The organism is Verrucomicrobiia bacterium (assembly GCA_026414565.1).
Taxonomy (GTDB): Bacteria; Verrucomicrobiota; Verrucomicrobiia; order Limisphaerales; family Fontisphaeraceae; genus Fontisphaera.
The window spans coordinates 1-6,481 of the sequence record JAOAIT010000017.1 but is presented as its reverse complement, the minus strand read 5'-3'; the positions used below and the strand labels follow the sequence as shown (position 1 = coordinate 6,481).

Annotated in this window: 5 protein-coding genes and 1 tRNA gene; 2 read left to right on the top strand and 4 right to left on the bottom strand. The window is 61.7% G+C overall.

The window, feature by feature from the left end; translation table 11 throughout:
- Positions 1-83: 83 nt before the first annotated feature.
- Entirely contained in the window at positions 84-2,129 is a 2,046-nt protein-coding gene (locus N3J91_03890; protein ID MCX8155584.1) for a thioredoxin domain-containing protein, read from the bottom strand.
- Positions 2,130-2,193: 64 nt separating this feature from the next.
- Complete coding sequence (locus N3J91_03885) at positions 2,194-3,504, bottom strand: glucose-1-phosphate adenylyltransferase (GenBank protein ID MCX8155583.1); 1,311 nt, start codon at positions 3,502-3,504, stop codon at positions 2,194-2,196.
- Positions 3,505-3,655: 151 nt separating this feature from the next.
- Here N3J91_03885 and N3J91_03880 point away from each other — a divergent pair.
- Positions 3,656-3,730: transfer RNA gene (locus tag N3J91_03880), tRNA-Asn, on the top strand.
- Between the two features lie 278 nt (positions 3,731-4,008).
- Complete coding sequence (locus N3J91_03875) at positions 4,009-4,329, top strand: GIY-YIG nuclease family protein (protein MCX8155582.1); 321 nt, start codon at positions 4,009-4,011, stop codon at positions 4,327-4,329.
- 234 nt (positions 4,330-4,563) lie between these two features.
- On the opposite strand, the gene N3J91_03870 is transcribed toward N3J91_03875, so the two are convergent.
- Positions 4,564-4,872 carry a M48 family metallopeptidase gene (locus N3J91_03870; protein MCX8155581.1) on the bottom strand — a complete coding sequence of 103 codons (309 nt, stop codon included), beginning with the start codon at positions 4,870-4,872 and terminating at the stop codon, positions 4,564-4,566.
- On the bottom strand, positions 4,869-6,481 hold a 1,613-nt coding region (locus tag N3J91_03865), incomplete at its 5' end, for a type I restriction endonuclease subunit R (protein ID MCX8155580.1). The genes N3J91_03865 and N3J91_03870, both read right to left, overlap by 4 nt.

Below are 6,481 nucleotides of genomic sequence, written 5' to 3'. Positions count from 1 at the left end.
ACCGGCCCGCGCCCTGCGCCGCCATGCCGCCACGCAGAAGGAAAAACAATCGGCGTTATCCCGGGAAAATGACTCCCCCCTCCTCACCGCGCCTCCTGCAGCGCCTGCCGCACCTCCGCCGCCGTCCTCAGCTCCGGCCCGCAGCTTTGGCCCGTGCACAGATGCGCCGTTGCCCTTCCCTCGCCCGCCTGCCCCGTAATCGTCAGCCACGGCACCCACACCTCATGCGCCGCCCGCAAAAGCTCCTGCGTCGCCTCCGCCCCCGGCGGGCCCACAATCTCCAGCCGCCGGGCCGGACGTATCAACCACGCCGCCGCCCGCCACGCCGCCGCATGCGCCGAGGGAATCTTCTGCATCCGCGCATATTGCAGCCGCAACACCCCCGCCGCCGCGTCGTGGTAACGTTGCTGCCCCGTAATCTGGGCCAATTTCAACAAAACCGCCGCCGCCATCGCATTCCCGCTCGGCTCCGCGCCATCAAAACTGTCCTTCACCCGCAAAATCAGCTCCGGCGACGCCTCGCTTTCCCAGAACCCCCCCTGCTCCGCGTCCAGAAAACGCTCCAGCATCACGTCCGCCAGCGTCATCGCGAAGGCCAGCGCCTCCGGCTCCAGCGTGGCCTCATGCCACGCCAGATGCCCCCACGCCTGAAACGCATACGCCTTGAGCAACTGCACCTCGTCCCGCTCCCCCTCCCGCCAGCGGTGATGCAGCCGCCGCCGCCCTTCATCCCACAAATGCCGCCGCACAAACGCCGCATTCCGCCGCGCCGCCGCCAGCGCCTCGGGCATCCCCAGCGCCACGCCCGCCCGCGCCAGCGCCCCCAGCATCAACCCATTCCACGACGCCAGCACCTTGTCATCCCGCTGCGGCCGCACCCGTTGCGCCCGCACCGCCAGCAACCGGGCTTTGGCCTGCGCCAGCAGGCGCGCCTCCTCCGCGCTCAACTGGTCCTCCACCACCCGCAACACATTCAACCCCCGCAACGGCTGCGGATGGCTGTGATCCACGAAATTGCCCGCCTCCGTCACCCCATAATGCTTCACCACCACCGCCAGCTCCTCCGGCGGCAGCACCTGCCGGCACTCCGCCAGCGTCCAACAATAAAACTTCCCCTCATGCCCCTCGCTGTCCGCGTCCTCGGCGCTGAAAAACCCCCCCTCCGGATGCGTCATGTCGCGCAGCACATACTCCACAATGCCCCGCGCCACCCCCGCCAGCCCCTCCTCCCGGCTCACCCGCCAGGCGTCCACATACAAATCCAGCAGTTGCGCGTTGTCATAAAGCATCTTCTCGAAGTGCGGCACCGTCCACTCCCCGTCCACCGCATACCGCGCAAAACCGCCCCCCAACTGATCATGGATGCCCCCCCGCGCCATGGCCCGGCAGGTGTGCAACACCATCTCCACCGCCGGCCCGTCCCCATACGCCACCCCGTACTCCAGCAAAAAATGCGGCACCGCCGGCTGCGGAAACTTCGGCGCCCCACCAAACCCGCCGTGCTCCGCGTCGTATTCCCCCTTCAACGCCTGCGCCGCGCCGCCCAGCAGGCTCTCCTGCCAGACCGGCGCCTCCGCCGGCCGCTGCGCCAGCCAGGCCGCCAGTTGCTGGTACAACGACGCCGCCGAATTCTCCACCTCCGGCCGCCACTCCCGCCACGCCCGCGCAATCTCCTCCAGCAGCTCCTTGAACCCCAGCCGCCCCTGCTGCGTGTGCGGCGGAAAATACGTCCCCCCAAAAAACGGCTTCAACTTCGGCGTCAAAAACACGCTCAACGGCCAGCCCCCCTGCCCCATCAACGCCTGCACCGCGCTCATGTACAAATGATCCACCTCCGGCCGCTCCTCCCGATCCACCTTGATGCTCACAAAATGCCGGTTCAACACCGCCGCAATCTCCGGATTCTCAAACGACTCCCGCTCCATCACATGGCACCAATGACACGTGGAATACCCGATGCTCAGAAAAATCGGCTTGTCCTCCGCCCGCGCCCGCGCAAACGCCTCCTCCCCCCACGGATACCAGTCCACCGGATTATATTGATGCTGCCGCAGATACGGCGATGCCTCACGCCCCAGCCGGTTCGCCACCCGCGGCCCCGCCCCGCTTTGCGATGCTGCTTGATCCATGCCCCAACATAACCCGCTTTGCCCGCCCGGCCAAAGCCCAAAAAACCGCCCGCCCCCCTGCGCCTCAAATAATCGTCCCGTCCGGCACCACCCCGTTCTTCGGAATGATCACGATCCCATCCCGGATGTAATACAACGGATGATCCACCTTGTCCGGCTTGCCCGCCGGGCTGATCACCACATTGTCCCCAATCCGCGCATTCTTATCAATGATGCAATTCTCAATCCGCGTGTTCTTCCCAATCCCCATCGGCGGCTGCCCCCGCGCCTGATGCTCCGCAATCGACTCCGCCGACTCATAAAAATCGCACCCCATCAACACCGTCCGATGCAAATAACTCCCCGAGCCAATGATGCTCCGCAGCCCGATCACCGAGTACGCAATCGCCGCCCGGTTGATGATGCACCCATCCGCAATGATCGCGTGATCAATGGACGCCCCGTTGATCTTGCTCGGCGGCAGATACCGCGGCCGGCTGTAAATCACCGCCTGCATGTCAAAAAAGTTGAACCGCGGCAGCTCGCTCGTGCAATCCAGATTCGCCTCAAAAAAATTCCGGATCGTCCCAATATCCTCCCAATACCCCAGAAACACATCCGCATACACCCGGTGCGTGCTGATCAGCGACGGGATGATGTGCTTCCCAAAATCCGTGTGCGGCGTGTCCATCGCCTCCCGCAACGTCGCCCGGTTGAACACATAAATCCCCATCGACGCCAGAAACAGCTCCTCCCCGCTCTTGATCCCATACCGCCCGTAACTCCCCGGATCCAGCCGCAACCCATCCTGCACCGCCGGCTCCTTCGGCTTCTCCACAAAATTCACTATCCGCGCGTCCGCATCAATCTGCATGATCCCCAGCCCGCTGATGTCCCGCCGCGGCACCGGCGTCGTCGCCACCGTCACATCCGCCTTGTGCTCCACATGCCGCCGCAAAATCTCCTGAAAATTCATCCGGTACAACTGATCCCCGCCCAAAATCAGCATGTAATCCCACGGATGATTGTCAAAATGCGTCCAGTTCTTCCGAATCGCATCCGCCGTCCCCTGATACCACGACGTATTGGTCAGCGTCTGCTCCGCCGCCAGAATCTCCACAAACCCCCCGCTGAAATGATCAAACTTGTAACTCCCGTTGATGTGCCGGTGCAGCGACGCCGTGTTGAACTGCGTCAGCACATAAATCCGCCACAAACCCGAATTGATGCAATTCGATATCGGAATATCCACCAGCCGGTACTTCCCCGCCAGCGGCACCGCCGGCTTCGACCGATCCCGCGTCAACGGGAACAGGCGGGTCCCCTGTCCCCCGCCCAGGACAACCGCCAGCACGTTTCGGGTTCCGATGGGCAAATGTATTGGCGCTTCTGGCATATCGTGTTGCAACCGTTTCTGAGTGGCGCCCCCACTCTAAAACACCCCCGCCTCCCTTTCAAGGACATTAGCGCAAAAAAACCGCCACAATCCAGTTGACCACCCGCCCCCAACCCGCTAAATTGCCCTGCCTGTAGCGCACGCTACGTGCTCCAGAGTAGCTCAATGGTAGAGCAGCCGGCTGTTAACCGGCGGGTTACAGGTTCGAGTCCTGTCTCTGGAGCCAAATTATCTCGGCCAAAACCCCTGGCCCGCCCGTGCGCCGCCCCAAAAATGCGCCCAAGGTAGAGTCCCGAACCCTCGGGATGAACCGGCGGGTTACAGGTTCGAGTCCTGTCTCTGGAGCCAATTTATCTCGGCCAAAACCCCTGGCCCGCCCGTGCGCCGCTCCAAAAATGTGCCCAAGGTAGAGTCCCGAACCCTCGGGATCAACCGGCGGGTTACAGGTTCGAGTCCTGTCTCTGGAGCCAGTTTGTCTGCCGGATCGTCTCAAAGACCAGCCCCGTGTTTCACGTTTATATCCTCCAAAACCCTGCCGGCCAGTTTTACATCGGCCACACCCAAAACCTGGCCCAACGCCTGGCCTCGCACAACGACCCAGGCCCGGCCCATGGCAAATACACCCGCAAAAACGGCCCCTGGCACCTCCTCTGGTCCGAGCCCCACCCCTCCCGCGCCGCGGCCCTGGCCCGCGAACGCCAAATCAAAGCCATGAAATCCGCCGCTTGGATCCGCCAGCACCTGCTGCATGATAGAGTCCCGAACCCTCGGGATGAACCGGCGGGTGGCCAGCTCGCGTCCTCTCTAAAACCAGTTTGTCTGTGAAAAAATACGTTAAGCTCCGGTGCACCCCCCCAAGCCTCGTTCACCTCAATCCATATCCCCTCCGTTCTTGTTCGTCCGCGTGCGTTCCTCCACCTTCGCCCTTGCCTCTCCCCCGCCTCCTCTGCGGTCCCCTCCGCTTCCTCAGTTTTCGCCCGCAGCTTGCCATTAACTGTAACCTTCTGACCACCGTAAACCTTGAGGCCGACCCACCCAGGCGTGCCAAAGAAAAATAGATTAGCCTGTCTCTAAATAGGCTCGAAGCAGTGCTTTAAATAATTTGCCATGGTTGGGCAGTTTCAAGTGCAGCAGCTCGTGGACGATGACCTGGCGGCGGAAATCGGCCGACTGATTCAGTAGCTCCGTACTAAAGGTAAGGCGGCCCCGCGAAGAACAACTCGCCCATTTGCGTCTCATCGGTTGAATCCATATTTCCTTGGGGACAACACCAAGACGCTCCGCCCACACCCGCACCTCACCACGAAACAAATCCACAGGAACGGCCTGTTCCAACGGTTGCCACACCGGTGCCTCAGCTTTTTTCATTCAACAGCCCTCCGCAATTGGTTCAAGATGGAATCAACCCAACATACGACATCGCCGTTAGAAACGTGAATGTCCATCAGCGCTTTGTAGAAAAAAACCCGCAGATTGCGCTCCTGCTCCTGGCTGGTCATCCAATGCGGGTAGTTGGCAAAGGCGACTTCCATTCCTTGCGCCACCTGCTGTGCCTTTTCGGGAGCAACCTGATGCACGCGCAGCCACCATTCCACTGCAAAGGCCGGCGGGGAAAGACTACTTTTTGTGCGCTGGTTGTAGGCTTCACTGAATTGCTGCACAAGCTGGTTGATTTCCGCTAAGGCCTCCTGTGCCTCGATCTGCCGCTCCTCGAAACGGCGGCGGATCTCATCGGCACGCTCGCCGATGGAAAACAGATACGGCGCAGCGCGGGCGCCCTCTTCCACCAGGCGGTGCAGCTCCTTGAGCAGATTGAAGACCTTGACGGTCTCGGGCTTTTCCTCCTTGGACAAGGCGATCAGCGCCGCTGGTCCAATCTCATAGGTCGTTGTCGGCTCACCCAATACGGTTGTGCGGCTGTGTTGCTGGACAATTTCAGCGGTCTTGCGCAGGAACGATTTGGCCACCGGCACATGCGGCTCGTAGGCAGCTCGGAGCAAGCGGTACATCTCGACCAGGCGCTGATAGTCGTCCAGGTAAGGGCGCAGGAACGGGTCGGGGGATAGAATCTCGTACACCTCTTCCAACTCCCGGAAAAAGCGATAAAATGCCTCGCGCGAGTTCCTGTCGCGGAAGCGCTCGAGCGCTGCCTCGGCCGCCTTATCACCATCCTTGCCAGCCATAATCGGAAGATAAGAGCTTCGGCCTTTTTCCATGAGCTGCTTGAAGCGCGCTTGCAGCACGTCAATCCCCTGCACCACGCCGCTGACGTCCCGCGAGTCGAAAGCCAGCGCCCGCTCCAGGTTCTCAAACACGCCCACGAAGTCCACGATCAAGCCGGTGGTCTTGCGCTGCCCTTGCTCGCTCTCATAGGGACGGTTCACGCGCGCAATGGCCTGGAGCAACACATGGTCGCGCATGGGCTTGTCCAGGTACATGCAGTAGAGTATGGGCGCGTCGTAACCCGTCAGGAGTTTTTCGGTCACGATGAACATCTGCGGGTTCTCGTCGGGCTTGCGGAAAACCTGGCGCAGACGGCGCTCCTCATCCTCGCTCAGGTGATGACGCTTGAGGTGAGGCGGATCGTTGTGCCCGGCACTGATGATTACAGCGCTCCATTCGGCCGGCAGGTAACGATCCAGCGCTTCCTTGTAAAAGGCACACGCTTCGCGGTCGGCGGCGACGAGAAACGCTTTGTAGCCCATCGGCTGCACGGTTTGACGGAAATGCTCGGCCACGAACGCGGCAATCTTTTCCACCCGCTCGCGGTTCTTGAGCATGTTGGTGAGCGTCACCGCGCGGTCGAGCACGCGGTTGATCTCCTCGATGTCCGCCACGCCCTCCAGTTCTGCTGCTGCCCAGAACTTCCGCTCCATCGCCTCGCGGTCGGCAAGCAGATCGTTGGGCGCGAGCTGGTAATGCAGCGGGACCGTGGTGCCGTCCTCGATGGACTCCCGGATGGAGTACTTGTCGAGAT

Bases quoted from the DNA above. Each gene is read 5' to 3' on its own strand.
- N3J91_03890 (MCX8155584.1), bottom strand. From the start codon at position 2,129: ATGGATCAAGCAGCATCGCAAAGCGGGGCGGGGCCGCGGGTGGCGAAC.
- N3J91_03885 (MCX8155583.1), bottom strand. From the start codon at position 3,504: ATGCCAGAAGCGCCAATACATTTGCCCATCGGAACCCGAAACGTGCTG.
- N3J91_03870 (MCX8155581.1), bottom strand. From the start codon at position 4,872: ATGAAAAAAGCTGAGGCACCGGTGTGGCAACCGTTGGAACAGGCCGTT.